Origin of the sequence: uncultured Senegalimassilia sp. (assembly GCF_934636665.1) — a bacterium.
In the GTDB taxonomy this organism is placed as follows: Bacteria; Actinomycetota; Coriobacteriia; order Coriobacteriales; family Eggerthellaceae; genus Senegalimassilia.
In genome coordinates this window covers 44,109-63,503 of the sequence record NZ_CAKUAT010000012.1, presented here as the reverse complement: position 1 = coordinate 63,503, position 19,395 = coordinate 44,109, and the positions used below count along the sequence as shown (strand labels likewise).

15 protein-coding genes and 1 pseudogene are annotated in these 19,395 nt (G+C 58.8%); 8 read left to right on the top strand and 8 right to left on the bottom strand.

Annotated elements, in window-relative coordinates:
• Window positions 1–18: 18 nt before the first annotated feature.
• Together Q0G75_RS06265 and Q0G75_RS06260 are read right to left on the bottom strand one after the other, a co-directional pair.
• The gene (locus Q0G75_RS06265) at window positions 19–777 is read right to left on the bottom strand and encodes a nitroreductase family protein (RefSeq protein ID WP_294416077.1); all 759 of its coding nucleotides are present in this window, start codon (window positions 775–777) and stop codon (window positions 19–21) included.
• 438 nt (window positions 778–1,215) lie between these two features.
• Window positions 1,216–2,094, bottom strand: a complete 879-nt coding sequence (locus Q0G75_RS06260; RefSeq protein WP_294416079.1) for a MaoC/PaaZ C-terminal domain-containing protein — start codon at window positions 2,092–2,094, stop codon at window positions 1,216–1,218.
• 1,374 nt (window positions 2,095–3,468) lie between these two features.
• On the opposite strand from Q0G75_RS06260, the gene Q0G75_RS06255 reads away from it, so the two are divergent.
• The 4 genes from Q0G75_RS06255 (at window position 3,469) to Q0G75_RS06240 (ending at window position 7,180) form a co-directional block, all read left to right on the top strand.
• The gene (locus tag Q0G75_RS06255) at window positions 3,469–4,065 is read left to right on the top strand and encodes a ClpP family protease (RefSeq protein ID WP_294416081.1); all 597 of its coding nucleotides are present in this window, start codon (window positions 3,469–3,471) and stop codon (window positions 4,063–4,065) included.
• 86 nt (window positions 4,066–4,151) lie between these two features.
• The gene (locus Q0G75_RS06250; RefSeq protein WP_294416083.1) at window positions 4,152–5,621 is read left to right on the top strand and encodes a VirD4-like conjugal transfer protein, CD1115 family; all 1,470 of its coding nucleotides are present in this window, start codon (window positions 4,152–4,154) and stop codon (window positions 5,619–5,621) included.
• Window positions 5,622–5,634: 13 nt separating this feature from the next.
• Entirely contained in the window at window positions 5,635–6,387 is a 753-nt protein-coding gene (locus tag Q0G75_RS06245) for a hypothetical protein (RefSeq protein ID WP_294416085.1), read from the top strand.
• Between the two features lie 145 nt (window positions 6,388–6,532).
• On the top strand, window positions 6,533–7,180 hold the full coding sequence (locus Q0G75_RS06240) for a hypothetical protein (protein WP_294416090.1): 648 nt from the start codon (window positions 6,533–6,535) through the stop codon (window positions 7,178–7,180).
• A gap of 140 nt (window positions 7,181–7,320) precedes the next feature.
• Here the strand turns inward: Q0G75_RS06240 and Q0G75_RS06235 are convergent, their stop codons facing one another.
• Window positions 7,321–9,489, bottom strand: coding sequence for a hypothetical protein (locus tag Q0G75_RS06235; protein ID WP_294416091.1), 2,169 nt, complete (start codon window positions 9,487–9,489; stop codon window positions 7,321–7,323).
• Window positions 9,473–13,216 carry a hypothetical protein gene (locus Q0G75_RS06230; protein WP_294416093.1) on the bottom strand — a complete coding sequence of 1,248 codons (3,744 nt, stop codon included), beginning with the start codon at window positions 13,214–13,216 and terminating at the stop codon, window positions 9,473–9,475. Before Q0G75_RS06230 ends, Q0G75_RS06235 begins: the two co-directional genes overlap by 17 nt.
• A 279-nt stretch (window positions 13,217–13,495) precedes the next feature.
• Between Q0G75_RS06230 and Q0G75_RS06225 the strand changes: the two genes are divergently transcribed.
• Complete coding sequence (locus tag Q0G75_RS06225; RefSeq protein ID WP_294416094.1) at window positions 13,496–14,476, top strand: YafY family protein; 981 nt, start codon at window positions 13,496–13,498, stop codon at window positions 14,474–14,476.
• 30 nt (window positions 14,477–14,506) lie between these two features.
• Here Q0G75_RS06225 and Q0G75_RS06220 read toward each other — a convergent pair whose 3' ends face one another.
• A complete protein-coding gene (locus Q0G75_RS06220) occupies window positions 14,507–14,629 on the bottom strand; it encodes a hypothetical protein (protein WP_294416095.1) in 123 nt (40 codons plus the stop codon).
• Window positions 14,613–14,777 (bottom strand): sugar transferase, encoded by a 165-nt coding sequence (locus tag Q0G75_RS06215; protein WP_294416097.1) that lies wholly within the window; start codon window positions 14,775–14,777, stop codon window positions 14,613–14,615. Before Q0G75_RS06215 ends, Q0G75_RS06220 begins: the two co-directional genes overlap by 17 nt.
• Window positions 14,778–15,174: 397 nt before the next feature.
• Between Q0G75_RS06215 and Q0G75_RS06210 the strand changes: the two genes are divergently transcribed.
• Complete coding sequence (locus Q0G75_RS06210; protein WP_294416098.1) at window positions 15,175–15,822, top strand: type IV toxin-antitoxin system AbiEi family antitoxin domain-containing protein; 648 nt, start codon at window positions 15,175–15,177, stop codon at window positions 15,820–15,822.
• Window positions 15,823–15,935: 113 nt separating this feature from the next.
• On the opposite strand, the gene Q0G75_RS06205 is transcribed toward Q0G75_RS06210, so the two are convergent.
• Window positions 15,936–16,442: a hypothetical protein gene (locus Q0G75_RS06205; RefSeq protein WP_294416100.1), complete on the bottom strand. Its 507-nt coding sequence runs from the start codon at window positions 16,440–16,442 to the stop codon at window positions 15,936–15,938.
• A gap of 178 nt (window positions 16,443–16,620) precedes the next feature.
• Here Q0G75_RS06205 and Q0G75_RS06200 point away from each other — a divergent pair.
• Window positions 16,621–17,737: pseudogene (locus tag Q0G75_RS06200) on the top strand (IS256 family transposase).
• A 140-nt stretch (window positions 17,738–17,877) separates the two neighbouring features.
• On the opposite strand, the gene Q0G75_RS06195 reads toward Q0G75_RS06200, so the two are convergent.
• Window positions 17,878–18,948 (bottom strand): hypothetical protein, encoded by a 1,071-nt coding sequence (locus Q0G75_RS06195; RefSeq protein ID WP_294416102.1) that lies wholly within the window; start codon window positions 18,946–18,948, stop codon window positions 17,878–17,880.
• Window positions 18,949–19,128: 180 nt separating this feature from the next.
• Here Q0G75_RS06195 and Q0G75_RS09380 point away from each other — a divergent pair, with 180 nt between their 5' ends.
• A complete protein-coding gene (locus Q0G75_RS09380; RefSeq protein WP_365910854.1) occupies window positions 19,129–19,335 on the top strand; it encodes a transposase in 207 nt (68 codons plus the stop codon).
• Window positions 19,336–19,395 lie beyond the last annotated feature (60 nt).

Sequence of the window (19,395 nt, the reverse complement as noted above, 5' to 3'; positions counted from 1 at the left end):
AGAGAAGGGGCGAGGAAGCTACGCCCACTCGAATGCGGTGCCGGCGCCTAGCTCGAAGTGGTACTTCACGATGCCGATGTCCGCGCCGCTGAACGCGCCGCCGTTTTCGGTAATGGAAACCTTGTTGCCCGCGCCGGCGATCCGGAAGCACTGCTTGTTGAGCGCCGTCGGGGCAAGAAGCGCCGCCTGCACGCCATCCGCAAACCACTGCGGCTCCGGGCCTTCGTACGAGCTGACCTCGGCCGCCGTCTTGCTTTTGTGCGCAACGCCCGGCGTGACGCCGAAGCCCACGGCGACGATGCCGATAACCTTCTTCCCCGGCACAGCCTGTTCGACGTTTTTGCGGTTGAACGTGCCGCCGATCCACCACGTGTTCAGCCCGAGCGCCTGCGCAAAAAGCATCAAGTCGGCGCTTGCGTAACCGAGGTCCTCGTCCAGCCCCGGCCTGTCGCTGCCGGCCAGCACGAAATAGTTGCGCACGCCTTTGGCGAAGAACAGCTTGAGCGCGCCGGGCAGCGCCGATTCGTCACCCACCTTCAGCGAGATCGCCAACCCGAAGCGCTCGTTGTTTGTACAAACGCGATCATTGAGCTGCGAAATTAGCTCGGCAGAAAGCGGCTCCGACGTGAACTTGCGCACAGTATGGCGCTGCCGCATAGCCAGCTTCAGGTCCATAGCGTTGTCCGTGGTGGTATCCGCAACGGCGCCTAAGTCGTTGCCTGTAGCGGCGTCCATGGCGTTGCCTGTAGCGGCGCCCACGGCGTCGTCTGTTTCCATAGCGAAATCCTTTCGCGCGCACTTCCATCAAGCGATATCGAGAACGCGCCCATTGTACAACCGAGTTAACCCCCGCGAAAAAAGGAAGAGCAGGAGCGTTTTCAGCGTTTCGTGTCACGAATCGCGAGTTTTCCGAATTCACCGGCGGCCGAAGAGACACTTCCCGGCCGATTTCGCTCGCGAAATGTAACGAACGCTACGTTCGCTGCGCCAAGCGCAAAGCGGCACGCAGCCGACCGCGTTCGCCATTCGGAAAACTCGCAATCTGAGACATATTCGCGGCAAAAGCTTCTCGCACATGGAATCGAGCGTGCGAGGGCGTCGGCAACGCGTCGGGCAAAAACACGTGTGGCAGGGACGCATCCCTGCCACACGTTGCAAGTCATATTTCGTTCGCAGCCGCTCAGCCGGCAGCCGCCCGGCTGCGGCGCAAAACCGCTAGGCGCGAGCGGGGTCCCACTCGACGATGCCGTGGTTCAGGAACGGCTTGGAGTCGGGCGCGTCGGCGTTGACCATGCGGAACTTCGCCTCGCCCTCGGCGGTCTTCCACACGATGGTGCGCAGGCGCACGCCCGGCAGCACCGGAGAGGTGAAGCGGCACTTGAAGCGCGTCATCGCCTCGGGATGGCCCGGGAACAGCAGGGAGATGACGTGGCGCATGGCCACGCCGGCGCTGCTGACGCCGTGGGCGATCGGGCGCTCAAGGCCGGTCTGCTCGATGTAGGACCAGTCGATGTGCTGCTGATGCCAGTCGCCCATCAGGCGATACACCAGCGGCCAGTTGTAGCCGTAGGTTTCCTCGTACGTGAAATCGGGCTCGCGATCGGGGTACTCCACGGAGTCCCTCGGCGGCTGCTCGCCGCCCCAACCGCCGTCGTAGATGCAGCAGTCGTAGGTGTCGACCGTGCACAAGTGGGTGCCGTCGGCGGAGTACGACTTGCCGACCTGCTTGGACAGCGAGCCGCGACCCTCGCCGCGGTCCCAGATGGCCTCCTGGGTCACAAACGTCTCGATGTGGTCGTTCATCTTGAACGGCGCATGGAAATGCACGTCGATGCCGTAGTGCAGCGAGCCGGAGTAGTCGAAGCCGTAGTCGAGGGTGGTGGTCATCTCCTCGTTAACGGTCAGCGGCACGGCGAAGATAGGCAGAACCTTCAGGTCCGGGTTCTTGGCGTCACCCTCGTTGACGTACTCCAGGTCCACGCGGCCGTCCCAGCCGGCGCCGCAGCCAAGCGCGCAAATCTCAAGGTCTTTGAAGGTGTAGTCGCGCACGAACGGGCCAAAGGTCTTCCCGACGATCTCGGTGGAAATAGCCATGACATTCTCCTTAGGAAAGAGAACTGCGAAAACGCAGCAAGTGATATAGGATTTCCCCACGTTTGAGCGACGCGGCGCAGTTCAGATCAAGCTGAGCAGCGCAAGATTCCCCCGAATCATTGCGCAGACCGAGAAAGGGGTATCGCAAACCCCCTGTGAACGAGATGATCAATCCCGGCCCGAATTCGAAAAGACGCAGCTACAGCCCTTACGGGCGGCTCCAATGCAGCTTCGCCTGTTCATGATCGGCAAGGTTGCAGCCCCGAAGGGCGGCTCCAATACAACCTTGGCGTTCAACTGGGCAGGTGATCGTTCGGTCGAATATGCGTCCCATCCCCGCGTCCAACGACGCATCACGTGGGATTTATAACGAGAACCGACCGGCACCGCAGCAGCGGGCCTGCTTCGATCCTCTGCTACCAGCCTACCCCATTCCGCTAAACGATTGCAGTCTTGTATTGCCCCCGCTTTCGGAGTACGGAGGGGAACGACGAACAACTTGCGCGAGGACCCTGCCGGCCTCCGAGAAGAAGGCGGGAATAATATGAGGCGATGAGCGCGGCGACATCGCTCACGATGCCCCATCTTCATTTTCTGAGCGGTTTTACAGGCGGCTCGAGTCCAAAAGAGCACAAAGCAGCAGCGTTTCCCCAGGTCAACGATGTCGGCGCTGAACCGCACCCGCACAATCGCTCTTAGCGAAAGCACCACAACGGCCTTGCGGCAACGCGCCATCAGCCCGCCAACTACGCATGACCAAACAAAATCGCCCCATCGAACGAAAGCGCGGAGACGGAGACCCCGGCAAGGCCTGCCCTTCCATTGCGCGCATCGGCGCCGGGGATCGGTCTCAACCGCAACCGCTCGATGCCCAATGTCGGCACCCCACGACTTCTGGACGGTTTTGCAGAAAATGAGCCCTGATTTTGCCATGAGTCTGGGCTTCTGGGCGGTTTTCCGCGAGTGCGGTACGATACAGGGATCGCCGACCTGGGGAAATGCCGATGCCCCGCGCCCTTCCAAGCCAAAACCGCCTGCAAAACCGCCCAGAAGTCGCATGACGCGGGCCCAAGCATCGAGCACGGACGCAGGCATGAACGCGAACAGCGGGCGCCCCTAAAATTTCCCAGCTTCCCACTTGCGCGCTGTTTTGGCGCGTGCTACTGTTTTAGCACCCGAGGGTCGCGAGACCCGCCTCCTGGCAGATAGGCCTTGCGCCTATAGGAGTTGCCGGGGCAGCTGCCGTGCTCCGGATTTCCCATACAACCTTATATGCGACGCCCTGCGCGTGGTGGCTCATGCTATTTGCCGCCGATTTGCGCATTCCCTGTTGCGTCCTAGGTTGTCCCGTCTCGCCCTCGGAAGGAGCTCGTCATGAGCGAATATACATTCGTCTATCAACCTCAGATCATCCGCGAAACTGCAGAGGGCCTCAACCGCCTCGACATCCGCGACGAAATGCTCGACCAACGCGAACTCGAGCTTATGACCTCGGTGGATGCTGAATCTTGCGCCGTCGTTATCCGCGGCCTGCTTCACCTCCAGCGCCAAGACCCCACGGCGCCCATCACGCTTTACATCAACAGCCCGGGCGGCGAAGTCCAGTCCGGCCTGGCGCTTTACGACGTCATGCAAGCCGTGAGCTGCCCCATCCGCACCGTATGCCTTGGCATGGCGGCAAGCATGGGAGCGCTGCTGTTCATCGCGGGCGACGAGCGGGAGGTCCTGCCGCACAGCCGCGTCATGATCCACGACCCGCTCATCGGCGCCGGCGCGGGCGGCAGCGCGCTGTCCGTGAAGGCCCGGGCCGACGACCTCATGCGCATCCGAGACATCACCGCCGGCGTCATCGCGCGGCACAGCGGCATGCCGATTGATCGCGTCTTCGAGCTTACGGCCTCCGACACCTATTTCGAAGCGGAAGAAGCCGTCGAAGCGGGCCTCGCGGACCGCGTCATCACCAGCCTTTGACGGGGGCGCCTGCCGCGAGGCGTAGCAACCGCTTCCCCAACCCCCTATTCACCAGCGCAAACCTGTAACAGAAAGCGAAAGCAGCCATGATAGACAACCGTGCGAACGCCCGCGCCTCCTACGCGGGGCAGCTCATCCTCACCTCCGGACACGCCGCGAGCATGGACTCGTGGGCGACCGGCCTCAACAACAACGTGCTCGTTCTGGGCTGTTCCGGCTCGGGCAAAACGCGCAATTTCCTGAAGCCCAACCTGCTGCAGTGCGATGGTTCCTACATCGTGCTCGACTCCAAGGGCCGCCTATATGACGAGATGGCGCCGTATTTGCGCGCCAACGGGTACATCGTCGACCGCCTTGACTTCACCACCATGGACGGCGAGATCGGCTACGACCCGCTTCACCACGTTCGCTGGCGCAAAGGTCGCCCTCTTGCGCAGGACATCATCGCGATCGCCAGCGCGCTGTTCCCCCGTGCGGACATGGGCGACGACCCGTTCTGGGCGGGCGCGGCGGCCAACTACGTTGCCAGCTACATCGCCTACGTGTTCGAGGCGCTGCCCGATCGCGAATGGAACATGGCGTCGGTGGTGAGCGTGTACGAGCAGGCGTGCGAAGGCAGCGCCGAGGCGCTGTTCGCCGACCTTTCCAAGCAGGACCCCGATAGCTACGCGGCTTCGTTGTTCCGCCGCGCAAGGAGTACGGCGCGCGCCGACAAGATGCATTCGAGCATTATGGGCATCATCGCCGCAAACCTGCTGCCGTTGACGTTCGACGGCGCGCTCGCATCGTTTCGCAAAGTGCAGCAAATCGACTTTTGCGACCTTGGGCGCGAGCGGCGCGCGCTGTTCGTGACCATGGATGACATGGACCGCAGTTTGGCGCCTCTGACCAGCCTTTTCGTACGCCAAGCGTTCTCAAGCCTGTGCGATTTCGCGGACACGCGCTGCGATGGCGGCCGTCTGCCCGTGCCCGTTCGCTTCATGTTGGACGATTTTGCGAACCTGACGCTGCCCGGCTTCGACGACGTGCTCTCCGTCATCCGCAGCCGCGAGGTCAGCTGCACCATCATCTGCCAAACGGTCAGCCAGCTTGAGGCGCGTTACGACCAGGCGGTGGCGAACTCGATCATCGGCAATTGCGACCGGCACCTGGTACTGGCATTTCAGGACGAGCGGACTGCGAAGTATTTCGCGCTGCGTGCCAACAAGCTGCCCTCGACGCTTCTCGAGACGCCGGCCGGAAACTGGTGGCTGTTCGAGCGCGGCCACCGCGGCGTGTGCGAGCCCGCCTATGCGCTCGAGCAGCACCCGAGGTATCGCGAGTTTATTGCGAGTTGCGAGATGCCCGGGGATTGGGAAGTATCCGCAGATGACGAAGCTGTCGCAGATGGCGAAGCGGCTGCAACCTGGGAGGCACCGGAGACTCACAAAGCGTTTTCGATCTGCGAAGACGACGATCTCGACTTCCTTCCCCCGCCGGGACCGGACGACGAGATCTGGATCGATACGCTGTTCGACGCCGACAACCTGGACAGCGATTCCGGCGCTGCAGCCTAAGGAAGGAGCGAAGATGAGCGAAATGAACGTGCACAAAAGTCCGAACGAAATGAGCACCTGCGCAAACTCGGGCAAGGCAAGCGCCCGCAAAAGCCAGAACAAGACGAACGCCTTCGCAAACTTTAACGAAACAAACGCCCACGCAACTCCAAACGAGACGAGCGCCCGCAAAAGCCCGCGCGAAGCGGACGCCTGCGCAAACCCAAACGGGGCAAGCGCACGCAAAAGCCTGAGCGAGCGCATCGCCCACGCGAACGCCATGCGCGTGGACAGCGCGTGGAACACGCCAGACGAGCAGCTTGTCGAAGCCGAGCGCAGAACCCCGTTCCAGGTTTGCGACATATATTGCGCACACGCCGAGGAGCTGCTCGCGATCACGGGGCAAATCTCGGCCGCGCTGCCGAGTCGCGCCGCATATCTCGCACGAACCAACCCGCGAGCGGCGGCACATCCGGACAACCGCTCGGTCAAGGCGCATACCCAGATCGGGAACCCCGCGTGCACCTTCGTCTGGGAAATCCGCAATAACAAGGAAGGCGCGCTGGCCAAGTCGTCGGACGCGCAATACGCCAAGGCCCTTGACGCCACGGACGCGCTGAAGGACCTCTGGGAAGACGAGCCCTGGCTCGACGAACTGCAAATCGCGAAGGCGCTCATCGCGCAAATCGTCCTACTCGACGACGACTTGCGCGCAAAAGTCCTCAAACGCGCGAACATCATGGCCAAGGAGTGCGCCAACACCCTCGCCCCATACCTGCGAGGCTGAAAGCGGCAGGCAAGCGGCAAGCGCACTTCAAGCCGAACACCTGCTTCCCTACCCTGCTCGATGGGCCAAAACCGACAACTTCTCGCAAAGGATCGCGCGACCCAACGCTAGAATCTAACCGTTCGAACCAAGAAGAGGAGGGCACGTGGCCCAAGATTTCTACAACCTGCTTTACAACGGATACACCGGCGAGTACCAGCTGATGAGCTCGCTGTACCGCAACGGCCTGGACGCGCTTCGCTCGCCCGCTGACATGGGCATCGACGTGGTGTCGTTGAACCTCAAGCAGCAGCTTGAGAAGCCTGGCACGCCTCCCGAAACGTTCTTTTTCCAGGTCAAGACGGCGGTGACCACCGTCAGCGAGAACCCGAACCGCCCCGGCGCGTTCGCCGTGGTCGAGTTCAAGCTCAAGGACAGCGAGGTGGACCTTCTCGCCCGCTCGCGCGACCGCGCGCTGTTCTGCTACGTGTACAACAGCGAGGCCGGAGCGCTCACCGACGCGTTCGAGGCGCCGTTCATCTGTTTCTGGCTTGACGGCACGCTCATCAAAAAGCTCAACGACGAAGGCGCGTTTTTCCGCAAAAAGGGCGAACCGAAGCTGACGCTGGCCTGCCAGCTGCGCAAACCCACGCACGAATACGGCCACTGGTACGCCCTGGTGGTAAATGAGAAGGGTGAAAAAGTCGAGAACGGCTTCCTGGGAATCGTCGGCGGGGAAGGTTCCCCAGCCGACGACTGGGCAGAACACTACAGCGTAGCCGGCTACCTAGAATACGCCCGCTGGGGGCTGTAGGGCGAAAGGGCGAAGTCGCGCGACAACGGCCAGCGAGAACAGGGGACGGAGGTGTGTTCAGGGAAAGGCTTGCATTTCGCAAAGTTGCATTCTGAACGCACCTCCGTCCCCTGTTCACGCCTCCCCCCGCTCAGTCACTCTCACTCCACCGCTACGTTCTCCATCCATTCGCGGAGGTACTTGAAGGGCAGCGGCAGCACCGAGGCGTTGCCCAGGCGCGCGATGGGCACAACGAGCGTTTCGAGCAAATCCGCGAAGAACGGGTTCTCGCCGTTGACGCTGCGAACACTCCTGATGACGCAGCCGTTTTCCCGACCCATCCGGCTTAGGCCATCGAAGTTGCTCACCCAATACAGCAGCGAATCGTCTTCCCGAACGCAATGCATCTTGACGATCGGCTCGTACGTTGTCGCAAGCGCTTCCTTGTCGCGGGGCACGCCGGTCAAAAGGCGCCTTGAGAACCGCTCCTCCAGCCGAGCGTCAACCAATTCTCGAATACGCCGCGCCGGGTATTTCTCATCGACCATCTTTGCAGCATCCACAACCAACGAGTTGAGCTTCGATGCCTTCACCAAAGAATCCGGCATCTCGGAAACCCACTCGCACAGTGCCCGCAATGCGATGTCGATAGCAGGGTCTTCCGTAAGAGTGGATACCGCCTCGAGCACGTCGCTTTTCGGCAGCGACCAGTCGATGCTCTCCACAGCGCGCTTAATCGTGGCAAGGTCGGGAATGGGAAATCCATCCGTCAGCTCGATCGCATCGATGTCGCCGGCGGCGTTGATCGCAAAACCCTCCGTCTCAGACGACCACTCGCTTGTAAACACATCTGCGAGCTTATCCCACTTGGAACCCGAGGCCGCGTTGTCCGAACATCCCTGATAGAACGCCAGTGCGCCCGCCGAGCTCACCTCAAGAAACGAATAGCGCCTTGGCGACTTGTCCCTCTCGCGCTCCTTCTTTTCCTCCTTCGACTCGGGCCCGCAAAGTGCAAAAACCAGCGGACCGTCGCACTCGAGCGCGCTCCAATCGTACAAGCGCATAGCAGCATCGCAAATATCGCGCTTAACCGCGGCTTCGACCAGGCATTTCGGAATGACGAAACGCATGCCACTGTCTTCCTTCGGCTTACCGAACTCAGATTGCACGGTCTCGACGGTCAAATGCTGGCACGCTGCGCCTTCAAGCACGGAAGCAACATAGGGGTCGTTGATCCCCCGGTCCTCGTAATACGCTTTCTCATGAAGGATCAGCAGGTTGTTGGCACCGGCGACGGCACTGTCCACAATGCGCGGACGCACGCTGAGATACTCATCGAACGCAAGCCAATCGGCAACAAATTCGCACGCCTTCCTGCTTGCGCCGTCTTTAGCAACGTCAACCACCACGTACTCGTCTCGCGCGAACCACGCGAGGTAATCGGCTTTCATCAGCTTCTTGGGAACGGGCGCGCGCTTGGAATCATCAATCGCCTTGAAAGATATGCTCGCCATGCCCGCATACGTCTCGTTAAACCGCTCGACGACCTCTTGGATAACCCCGCATTTCGAGTTCGCAAAAGCCTTTCGATTGCCGTATTTCAAAAACGGGATCTTGCTTTTCTGCCCCTCGTACTGCTTCTGAATGAAAACGTTGTCGGCCTCAGGGCTTTCACCTGGGGAAGCACGACGCATAGTTGGGCCATCGAAGTCGACCACGTACCGCGGGTACTCGCTTTTCTTCCTGCCATCGAATATCAGACCGGCGGCATTTGCCCTGGTGAACGTTCTAACATTCACCTTCAGCAACGATTCCGGCGTCACCTTGAGCTCCAGTCCGATAATGTGCAGATTGCGCCCGCTCTTCGTCTTCTTAACCCAATCCCTGCCTGTTTTGAAGCAATAGAGGTGCCCGGCGACGTTTTGCAGGGACGGGCCGTTCTCGCTGTTGCCCGCAAAAAGCGCGTTAAGCAGCAGCTGCACCAAAATATGCTCTGACACATTGCGGCTTGGCACCTGTTTTGGAAGCAGGCTTGTTGCCACGTCGGCTGACTCCAAATCCTCATCCTCGATAACACCGCCGTAGCTTTTCTCGAAATGATCGCGGAGCCCCCTCACCGACACGATGCCTTTTGGGGCAAGGATATAGAACGGGTCATCCCCACCTTGACCGAGAATCGAAAGGATATACGGGGCGCCAAACGCCTCGAAAACGCGCGACGACCAAGAAAGATGCCCTTTGCCCTCTTTCGTCACCTCGAACACGTCATACCGCTTGTCAAACTCCTCGTGCACCAAGGAAATGCTCAGCTTGTTAGTCAACAACGCCATCGATAAACCTCCTTATAGCCTGAATCGCCGTTTCGTCGAATGAGCAGTCGCCTTTGACGAGCGCAGGCACCACAAGAAGCCTTCGCCCGTCTTTTGAACGGTACGTCTCCCGATAATCGCCCTCGTCAGGAAGCAAAACGTTAGCGACGATAGCCTTCTTGGCGTCGATCGCCTCCATCTTCGCGAACACCCAATCGATAAGCTTCTCCGAGTCCCACCCCGTTCTATCCGACTGCTTTTTCCAGTGCTTGAAATCGATAAACACCTCTTGGTCGCCCAGCGTGCCAGGCAGCACGAAGTCGAATTTCTCGAACCTGAAAGCGTCGTCGATATCCGCGACCGCAATGCCGCTTTGCTCGAGGACGAAACGCCCGCACACTTCGCCAAGGCGCCCCTTGTAGATGCTCTCGGCAACAATGGGGGTCATGATCCTTGTCGAAGCCTCCCATTTCGTAGCGTATCCGCACTGCTCGAAATAGCTCCGCATACCAGGAATGCGCATGAGCACGTCCAGGCGCGCGGCTTTTTCGCTCACTTCGAAGCTTTTTGTACCGGCGGGTGGATCGAAGAGCACCTCGACCGACGCGAAATCATCTTTTGCGGTGTACCGATACGACGTCCTTTTCGCATCAAGCTCGACGTAATAACACCGCTCCATATACGGGACCTCGTTCCAGCTATCGGGAAGCGTCGGATGCTTGAGAACCTGATTCCCCAGGTCAAACCACGCCTTGCGAGCATCGTCCCGCCAGCCGGAGCCCAAAAGCGAGTTAATGCAGGCCCGCGACCTGTCGGACGCGCGCGCCGCCCTGCGCTGCAAGCGCTTGACATCCTTCGAAGACTGGGGAATCGGCTCGTCAAACGCGTCCACCAACGCCCCGAACTCGGGCGTGAACGTAAGCCCGCACGACTTCAGCACGCCCAAGGGAACGCCTTCCATAAGGCCGGCGTCGACAAACAGCCTAATCACCGGCATCTTCATGTTGGTCCTGCTCAAACGGCCCACAGCCTGATACACCTGCTTCGCCCCGAACAGCCGCGCGCTATCGGTTGCCTTGTAGCCGTAATCCACCCCGGAACCGCCAAGCGCGCGCAACGCCTCCGAAACGCTCCTGAGCAACGCCCCTCTGCTGATTTCAGCATTCTCGTACAGGTACTCGCATCCCAAGATATGGTGCACTACCTGGTATTCGTCCACCTTCTCGTTTCCGGTGATCACCGGGGATGTATGGGTTGGGGCCTCCACGTACAGGCAATCGAAATCCATTTCCTCAGATGCGGGGCGATCGTTGATTTGAACGGGGGTTGCGCCTTCGGGAATCTTGTATTGCAGGTTTTGCCCCGCACCCGCGGATTGATACGCCGTGATCACGAACAGCTTCTCACCCGCCGCCAAACGCGAAAGCGCCTGCTTCTTCGCGCGTTCAAACTCCTCGTTGCCGCCGCCGAGAACGTAAAACGCGTCATCCACGTTGCCGTCGATCCCTAGCTGCTCGAAGACCATCCCGAACACGTCTTTGAGCTTCATCAGGTCGAACCCGCTTCCGCCGGCCTTCGGCAACGCATTCAAAACGCAAAGCATGGCGCGAGCATCATCGGCCTTCCAGAATCCCTTGAACGCGGCGCAAACCTTCAACACTCGCCGCTGCCCGAACGTCAAGCGTCCGTCAGCGGTGGAAAAGTCCATCGCAACCTTGTTGAAAGCCTTGCGAGCAACCACCGCATCATCGAGCACGGCAAGCCACGCCTTCTCGCTGTACTCCCCCTCGGAATCCACGTCGGAAATCTTGCTGACGCGGATTTCCACGTTATCGTAGCGGCTTACGCTGCGTCGGTAGTCTTCCTCGATCCCCTGTCGCTGGGCTGCATCCAGCAAGATGCATCGGTCGCCGAGAGCCGCCTTGATGTAATCGATATCGTAATTGCCCAGAACAGACGGTATATCCAAGGACGCAGAAATGCCCACCACGAAGTTGCGGCGACTCAACTCGATGAGTTTGCGCTCTGCCGTGCAAGAAAGCGCACAGCGCTCCATACGCGTTAACGTGTCATGCTTCGCGGACTCGGTGAACGAGTGCACCCTGAAGCCCTTGTGATACAAGCTCAAATCTGCCGGATCATCATCCCTTGCCCCGTCATCGACCGCCGCGCGGCGCGCCCGCTCCTCATGCGCCATCTCGATGACGCGCCGACGCGCCGGGTTCAGCTCGCCATGCACCTCGTCCATCATGTTGAGCTCGGACAGCACCGTGCCGACAGCCTGGTCAAAACTGATTTCGGGACGCTTTCCCTGATCGGCGTCCTCGGCCACGACCGCTTGGTAATTCTCAGCGACGCGGGCGATCCAGCTGACGATCCATCTGACAAGGCCTTCGAGCCTGCTCAGCAACAACGGGACGGAGTAGGAATCGACTTCACGTAGCCCCGTTATCGAAGCCTCGCCCCCAGCATAGGGCGGAGTGCCCGAACCGAATTCGATGGTGTTCTGGCTTTCAAGGAAACGGATCGCCGACCATGAACTGTCTTCGACATCGACGATATGGCTTTGGAAGTCGTTGAAGAGAAACGGCTGGTTCCTATAGCGCAGCCTGTCGCTCAGGCGGAACTGTTTGTCCAGGTGCAGTTCGAGATACGCCTCTTCCGCGGCGTTCACGATGGCGCCGAACTCCGCACGAAGCTCAGGCCCGCAGCCGATCCTGTTCGAAGGGCTGCGGAACAGCTCGCTCGTGAACGCCGCACCCGCGTCGCCGTCGCCGCCCTTGCCGTCGATCTGGCGACCCTCGAGCGCGCGGCCCATAAGCATGCGGAGCATGCTTACCATGTCGGCCATCTTGCCAACGCTTTCGCGAATCAGGAAGTCGTTGATGACGCTCTTCGATAGCTCGAACTCGTCGATGATCACGACTGATCCCTTTAGCAAGTCGCTTTCCCAAATGCTTTCCGACGGCTCGATGATGGGGGAGTTTTTCACCAGCAGCTTGTTCACGCTCATGAACAGCACGCGCTTCTTGTGCGTCAGGACCGACGGATACAGCACTCTTAGCCATTCCCACCAGGCGCTTTTCTCGACAAGTTCGCGTTTCTCCTGCCGCGTCATCAAGCGGTAGCCGTCTTCATCAAGCTTGCACATGGACGCAAATACCGACGAAATGTGTCGTCGAAGCTTGCTCTCGGCCTTCTCCGCTTCCTCCTCAGCGCCTTCGATTGCCTTGCGCCGAGCAGCACCGACATGCAGAGGGAGGTTCCTCGTCTCCTCGAGAATCCGCTGCAGCCTCTCCGCTTCTTGCAGCTCGGGAAGGTTCCGAATGTTGAATTCGGCCTTGATGACCGCGCGCTCATTCGACCCGGGCTTCTTGGGTCCTTTTTTCCAATAGGAGAACGGGGCGCTTGGCATAACGCCTTTTGCGGCGTTGATATTGCTTTGGAACATCCCTAGATTCGAGTCGAGCTTAACCACGTACGCGGCAAGCTCGGGGTGGCCGCGCTCATCGAGGATTTGCAGCAACTCGTCAACGGGAAGATTCCGCTTCACGTTCGTCACAAAGACGAACCGCCTGCACTTCGGTCCGAACGCTATAAGCTGATCAGCGATATGGCTCATAGACGAGTACGTCTTGCCCGCGCCAACCGGGCCAGCCAGCAAAAGCAGCCCGCATTGCTCAGGATCAACGCCGATGGACTGGCCCAAAACCCGCTCAATCCCCGAATGCTTCCTTGCTTTCTCCATTTCCGCCACACCTGCCTCCAATCGTTTCCGCTAGGCGAACAGGGTGAACAGGGGACGGAGGTGTGTTCAGGAAAAGGCTTGCACTTCCCGAAGACGCATCCTGAACACACCTCCGTCCCCTGTTCACCGTCCCTGTTCACGCATACCTGCACACCAGTTCGTTTTTACCGAGGTCATCAGGCCATTTGCATAAATGGTTGCTCATAAGCGTAGTCAACGGGTTAGAATTTTCACGACCTTATCAGGTCGTTATAACGGCTTTTCAGCAAGGACGGCACCATGACCAGCAAGCAGTCAAACCGATGTGGAGCCAAGCATAAGCACCGCCTTATGACGGTAAAGACGATTCTCGAAGAAGAGAGCGACCGAACGCATCGGTTCTCCGTCAAGCAACTGCTCGATAGGCTTGGCTTGCCCCACACCGAAGCGAACCAGCGCGCGATTCGCAGCGACATCAAAACGTTGCAGGATTTCGGAATCGACATCACACGAGAAAAGCACCACACATTCGAGTATTACGTTTCCTCGCGGCGGTTTCAGCAAAACGAGCTCAAGATGCTTATCGACATCGTTCAAAGCTCCAGATCGATCGATGAGCAAACGTCAAGAGACCTTGTGGAGTCCATTCTTGCCCTTGGGTTGCATGGCGAATCGCAATCCCTGAAAGCCGAGATTCGCCTGGGTCGCCGACCAAAAACCAAGAATGATCAGGTATTTCACAATATCGAGGTTATCCAAGGGGCGCTAGCCGCATCGCCGCGGCACAAGGTATCCTTCGAGTATCTTGACATAGGATTCGACCTGGAGAAGAAATCCCGATACAGGGAGACCAAGACGGAAACCCCGATTCTGCTCACGCACATCAACGACTGCTACTATATGGTTTCCTTCAGCGAAGAGCGCGATAAGGTCATAGCGCGGCGACTCGATCGCATGGAACAAGTTCTCGACACCTGCGTGGACGGCGCAGTAAGCGCGAAAATCAACGCTTTCGACCTGGAGGATTTCGAATGCACGCAGTTCGGCATGTTTCTAGGAACATCGAAATGGATAACGCTTCAGGTCAACGAACAGAAGATGATGAACCCGCTGTACGACCATTTCGGAGACAGGCTCAAAGGGCATGTTGCGGTGAATCCTGACGGCAAAACCGCACGCGTGCGGGTAAAGGTAATCGACAGCCCCCAGTTCCGCGGCTGGATAGCCGGCATGGATGGCAAAATAGAGGTTGTTGAAAGGCGGCCCGACACCCCGCAATGAGTTTTCGCGCCCGCCGAGGTTAACGCCGCCTCATTCGGTCACATCCACGTCCGCGCCCTTGGGCACGATCACCATGCGAAAACCCAGCTGCTGTAGGTAGCGATCGACCTTGACCGCCGACACGTTCTTACCCGTCTCACAGATCCAAGTCAACCCACTCGTCGAAGGTTATGGAGTCGCGGTTTCGACGGGTTTGCCAATAGCAGGTCATGCCGGGTTTCACCAGCAGCCTTTGGCGCTGGTAATCGTTGTAGGTTGCCACCTCGTTCGGCAGCGCAGGGCGCGGGCCCACGACGCTCATCCCTTTTGCCAAGACGAAAAACAAGATTACCTGCAGAAATGCTCCGACTAGATAGCTGAACTATCTGTTTTCTAGAGTTTGAATCTCCAGACTTTTGCAACTCATTCTGATCGTCATCGGCGATGAATCGGCTCCGAAAAGCCGCCTTCAAACCGAATAGCAAATCGTCCCATTGGGACAGATTCCCAATGGGACGATTCTTCGCATCAGCGTCGACGCATACACAAACCCAGCGATTTAGCGAAACGGCAAATCTGAGTGAATCGCGTGGCGAGATTTTCAATAAGGCCAGAATCAACGCGGCGTTGTCCCCCTTCGATTGGCCCTGCTTCAATCGCATAGTCGGCGTGTGACACTTCGATGTTGCAAATGTCTGAAATTTTCGTACAATCGCAACATGAAGTATGCAAACAACATAGCCGCCATCGACGAGCTCTCGGCATCGGAGGGCGTCTTCACCACTGCCCAGGCACAGCGCCTCGGCATCAGCAGGAACGCCCTCTCCCACGCCTGCAAGGTCGGGCGCCTCGAGCGCGTCGCCCACGGCGCGTATCGCCTCTCTGGTGCGCCGAGCTCGGAGACCGACGAGCTGGCCGCGATCTGGAAGCTCACGGCATCGACAGCGTTCTCATGGGAGCGGCAAGCTAAGTGGGACGGCGTGGCCGTCGGTGGCTCTACGGCTGCATGGCTCCTGGGAATCGGGGACTTCCACCTCTCCCCCTACCGCATCTACGCGTCCGAGCGCATCAACTCAAAAATCGAGTCGGCACGCTTTGGGGTGAGAAACGTCGACGAAGGCGACATGGCCTGGATGGGCGGGCTGCCTGTCACCCGCGCCGAGAGAACGCTTGCCGATCTGTGCCTCGACTGCGAGGACCCGTCGCTTGTCGAAGGCGCCTTCCGCGACGCCGCGGCCAAAGGTCTCATCGACTCTGCGAAGCTTGGCAGCCTGCTCGACGAGCTCGGCGAAAACAAACGGCGAGCGGCCCTGCTCGAGCCCCTCGCAAAAGCCCTCTCCGCATCCGACCAGAAAGGCCGATCATGAGATACAAGACGCCCGCGGCGCTCGAGATGGCCGTCAAAGAGGCGGCCAAGAAATCGTCGCTAGACTATAGCCTTCTTTCATGTCTTTTGGTCCACCTTCTTCACAAGTAGCCGCTATTCTACGCGATCGATCAGCGCCCGCAGGTCCTCGGCGAAGCGCTCGGCGGGGACGCCGTAACCCTCGTGACCGGCGCACTTGGATATGAGCCTGCAGTTGAGCAGCTCCATCTCGCGCCACTGCAGCTTCTCGCCCATGTCGATCCGGACGGGGTCGAGCATGCGCGACAGGTCGTTCACGCAGCCCAGCGCCCGCCTGCCGTGGGTCTTGCTGAGGCGTGCCTCCCCTGCGAGCTCGAGGTAGCGCGCGGCGTCGAGGCCGGCGCTGCCGACGGCGTCCTCGACTAGCCGGAGGGCCACCTCGTCGATGCGCTTCCAGTCGGCCGCGGCCATCCTGGTGATGGCGCACAGCCGCGTGGCCGCATTCGACGCGACGAGCAGCTTGCGCTGCCCGAAATCGACGCGCGCGAGGTCCCAGCAGAAGAGCAGCTCGCCCTCCTGCGCAGCCGGCAGGGCGCCGGCAGACGCCATCTTCCTGACGGTCTCGGTCAATCCGATCTCCATGATGCTTCCCCATCCGCAATTGCCTTTAACCGAATTGTACGCGGTATCTGCCGGAGCTCGGATAACGAAAAATATTTGCGCACTTTGAAAGCTGAACACGCCCAGGAAAGAGAAAAGACATGGCGCGTGCCGTCGGTATGATTTGAGTGTCGAATTCAATCATGCTAGGAGGCAGGTCATGTCCAACCCAATCGCATCATTCGACGAGGAGGCGGTGAAGTCCGAGCTTCGCGAGCTGGTCGGGAAAACCATCGAGGAGACCATCAACGCGATGCCCGACGAGGAGGCCGACCGGCTCGTCGGCGCCGGCCCTTATGAGCGCACCGACGAGCGCGCGGCGTACCGCGCCGGGCACTACGAGCGCGGGTTCACCACGACGTCGGGCCAGCTCACGCTCAAGATGCCCAAGCTCAAGGGCATGCGCTTCGCCACCGCCGTCGTCGAGCGCTGCAAGAGGCGCGAGACCAGCGTCGAGGAGGCCATCATCGAGATGTACCTGGCCGGGGTGCCCACGCGCCGCATCGAGGACGTCAGCGAGATCCTGTGGGGCGCGGGCGTCTCCGCCGGCACGGCCTCAAACCTCAACGACAAGGCTTTCAAGGCGGCCGAGGAGCGGCGATGCAGGCCCCCTGGCCTGCGAATGCCCGTACGTCTACGTCGACGGCGTCTACCTGAAGCGCAGCTGGGGAGGCTCCTACGAGAACGTCGCCGTCATGGCGGCGATCGGCGTGAACGAGGACGGCTACCGCGAGGCGATCGGGTGCGCCGAGGGCTTCGCCGAGTCGGCCGGGGGCTGGCGCGACTTCCCGTCGTGGCTCAAGTCCCGCGGGCTGCGCGGCGTTCGCGTGTTCGCCGGCGACAAGGCCGCCGGCATGGTCGGCTCGATCGCCGAGGTCTTCCCTAGCGCCAAATACCAGCGCTGCACCGTGCACTTCTACCGCAACGTCCTCGCCAAGGCTCCGAAATCGAAGCGCTCCCAGGTCGCGGCCATGCTCAAGGCCATCCACGCGATGGAGTCGCGCGAGGCCTCGGCCGCCAAGGTCGTGCGCGACGGCTTCGCCGAGACGCTGACGTACTGCGAGATGCCCCGCGAGCATTGGCGGCGCATCCGGACGAACAACGCGATCGAACGCCTGAACAGGGAGATACGCCGGCGCACCCGCGTGGTCGGCACCTTTCCCAACGGCAAGTCCGCGCTCATGCTGGTGGCCGCCCACCTGAAGTACGTCGCCGACAGCGAGTGGGGCTCCCGCCGCTACCTGGACGTGTCGCTTCTCAAAGAGCAGTCGTGCTGACGGCTAGCTAAAAGTGCGCAAAACTATTGACGGCACCGAAACAAATCTATTTTGCTTTCTTCACAATATCAGATTCAATCTTTTCCATCTGAACACATTCGTCAAGAATGCTATTTCCTATCAAAGATATCTGCCTTAACTTACCATACAGGCTGAACTACAAGATTAAGCAACTGATACAGTAAGCCTATTAGCACACACAAGAGCTGAGCTGACTCAATAATCATCACTGCGAGAACAGGAATTAGCGCAACAGCGACAATCCACATTATTTCTATGTCCTTTTTTAACCAATCTCGGAATGTGCCTTTTTTGCCTGCATCTGCATCGTTGATCGTCTGAAGATCGACTTTTTGTTTCTTCTTGATGCAACTTACTCGTTGTTTCGGGATTCGCCATTCATAAAAGAGCAGCAAGTACCAAATGCCAAACATCACAAGCCAAAAAGATTCAGCAAGATATGCTATCGTCAAACATAAATTCCGTATTGGTTGTAGACCACCAAGAAAATCGCCAAATGACTCAACGTAAGCAATCAATACAATGGCAACAGCTATTGTAGCAAGAATCGCGCAACAACACTTAACTTTGCATCCGCATGCTGTCTTCTCGCCATCCTTTATTCGAAATAAAGACCAGATATGAACGACAGAAATCGCATACGCCACGAGAGCCATTAGGGTTGTCGATAATTCAAGCCGAAACAACGAAGAAACTAGCAATGTTGCCGCTAAAACGGCAATCGCACACTGTACAGCAAAATTAACCGTGCTCGCATTTGACGACGTAATTGCACGTCTTGAATAAGAAGCGCGATTTGCACAAGTGTCTCTCAGAATGGCTTTCCTTAACGCAAACTTAGTAACAAAATCCTTTTTCAGATAGAACCAAAAGAAAACGCAAACACTGAATGTCAATACCGCGAACGACAGAAAGCCGGCAGGGTCATCCCTAAATGATGAAAAAATCTGCCGAACTCGCGCATCGAATGGTTCAACCATATTGATTGCTAAATAGCCTATTGCAATTTTCCCTGAGAACAAGAGCACTGAAGCGATAAAAGCAACGACCTGAGCGACTAATACAGGCCGAACCACTCCCATAACGTCATCATATTCAATCACCTTACGCCATTCATGACGATATTCATGGCGGGTTAGCTCACGCTTGTTTTTTAATTGATAATTAAGCACCGGAAATAGTTGAAGCACCTTTGCATCTTCCCTTCTTTGCGCAACGCAAATTCCGTGTATCCATCAATAGAAATTAATAAGATAGCCGATTGGGACTGCGGTGGAAATCCTGGACCAGAAGAGGACTGGGAGGACTGGACTGGGACAATATAATGGACACGGAGAATCGAGCGTTTCGATTGGAAAGGTGTTCAAACTATGCCAGGAAAACGCTACGACAGGCAATTCAAGCTCTCCGTCGCGAGATTGGTTCTCGAGGGAGAGATCCCGGTCAAGGGGCTGTCCGATCGGCTCAACGTGCCGTGCTGCACCCTCAGAAGGTGGGCGGCAAATATGAGGCCGACGGCGAGGACGCGTTCCCCGGAAGCGGCAACCCCGTCGCGAACAAGGATCACGAGATGCTGAAGCTCAGAAGGAGAACGAGGAGCTCCGCAAGGAGGTCGCGATACTAAAGAAATTCCGGGC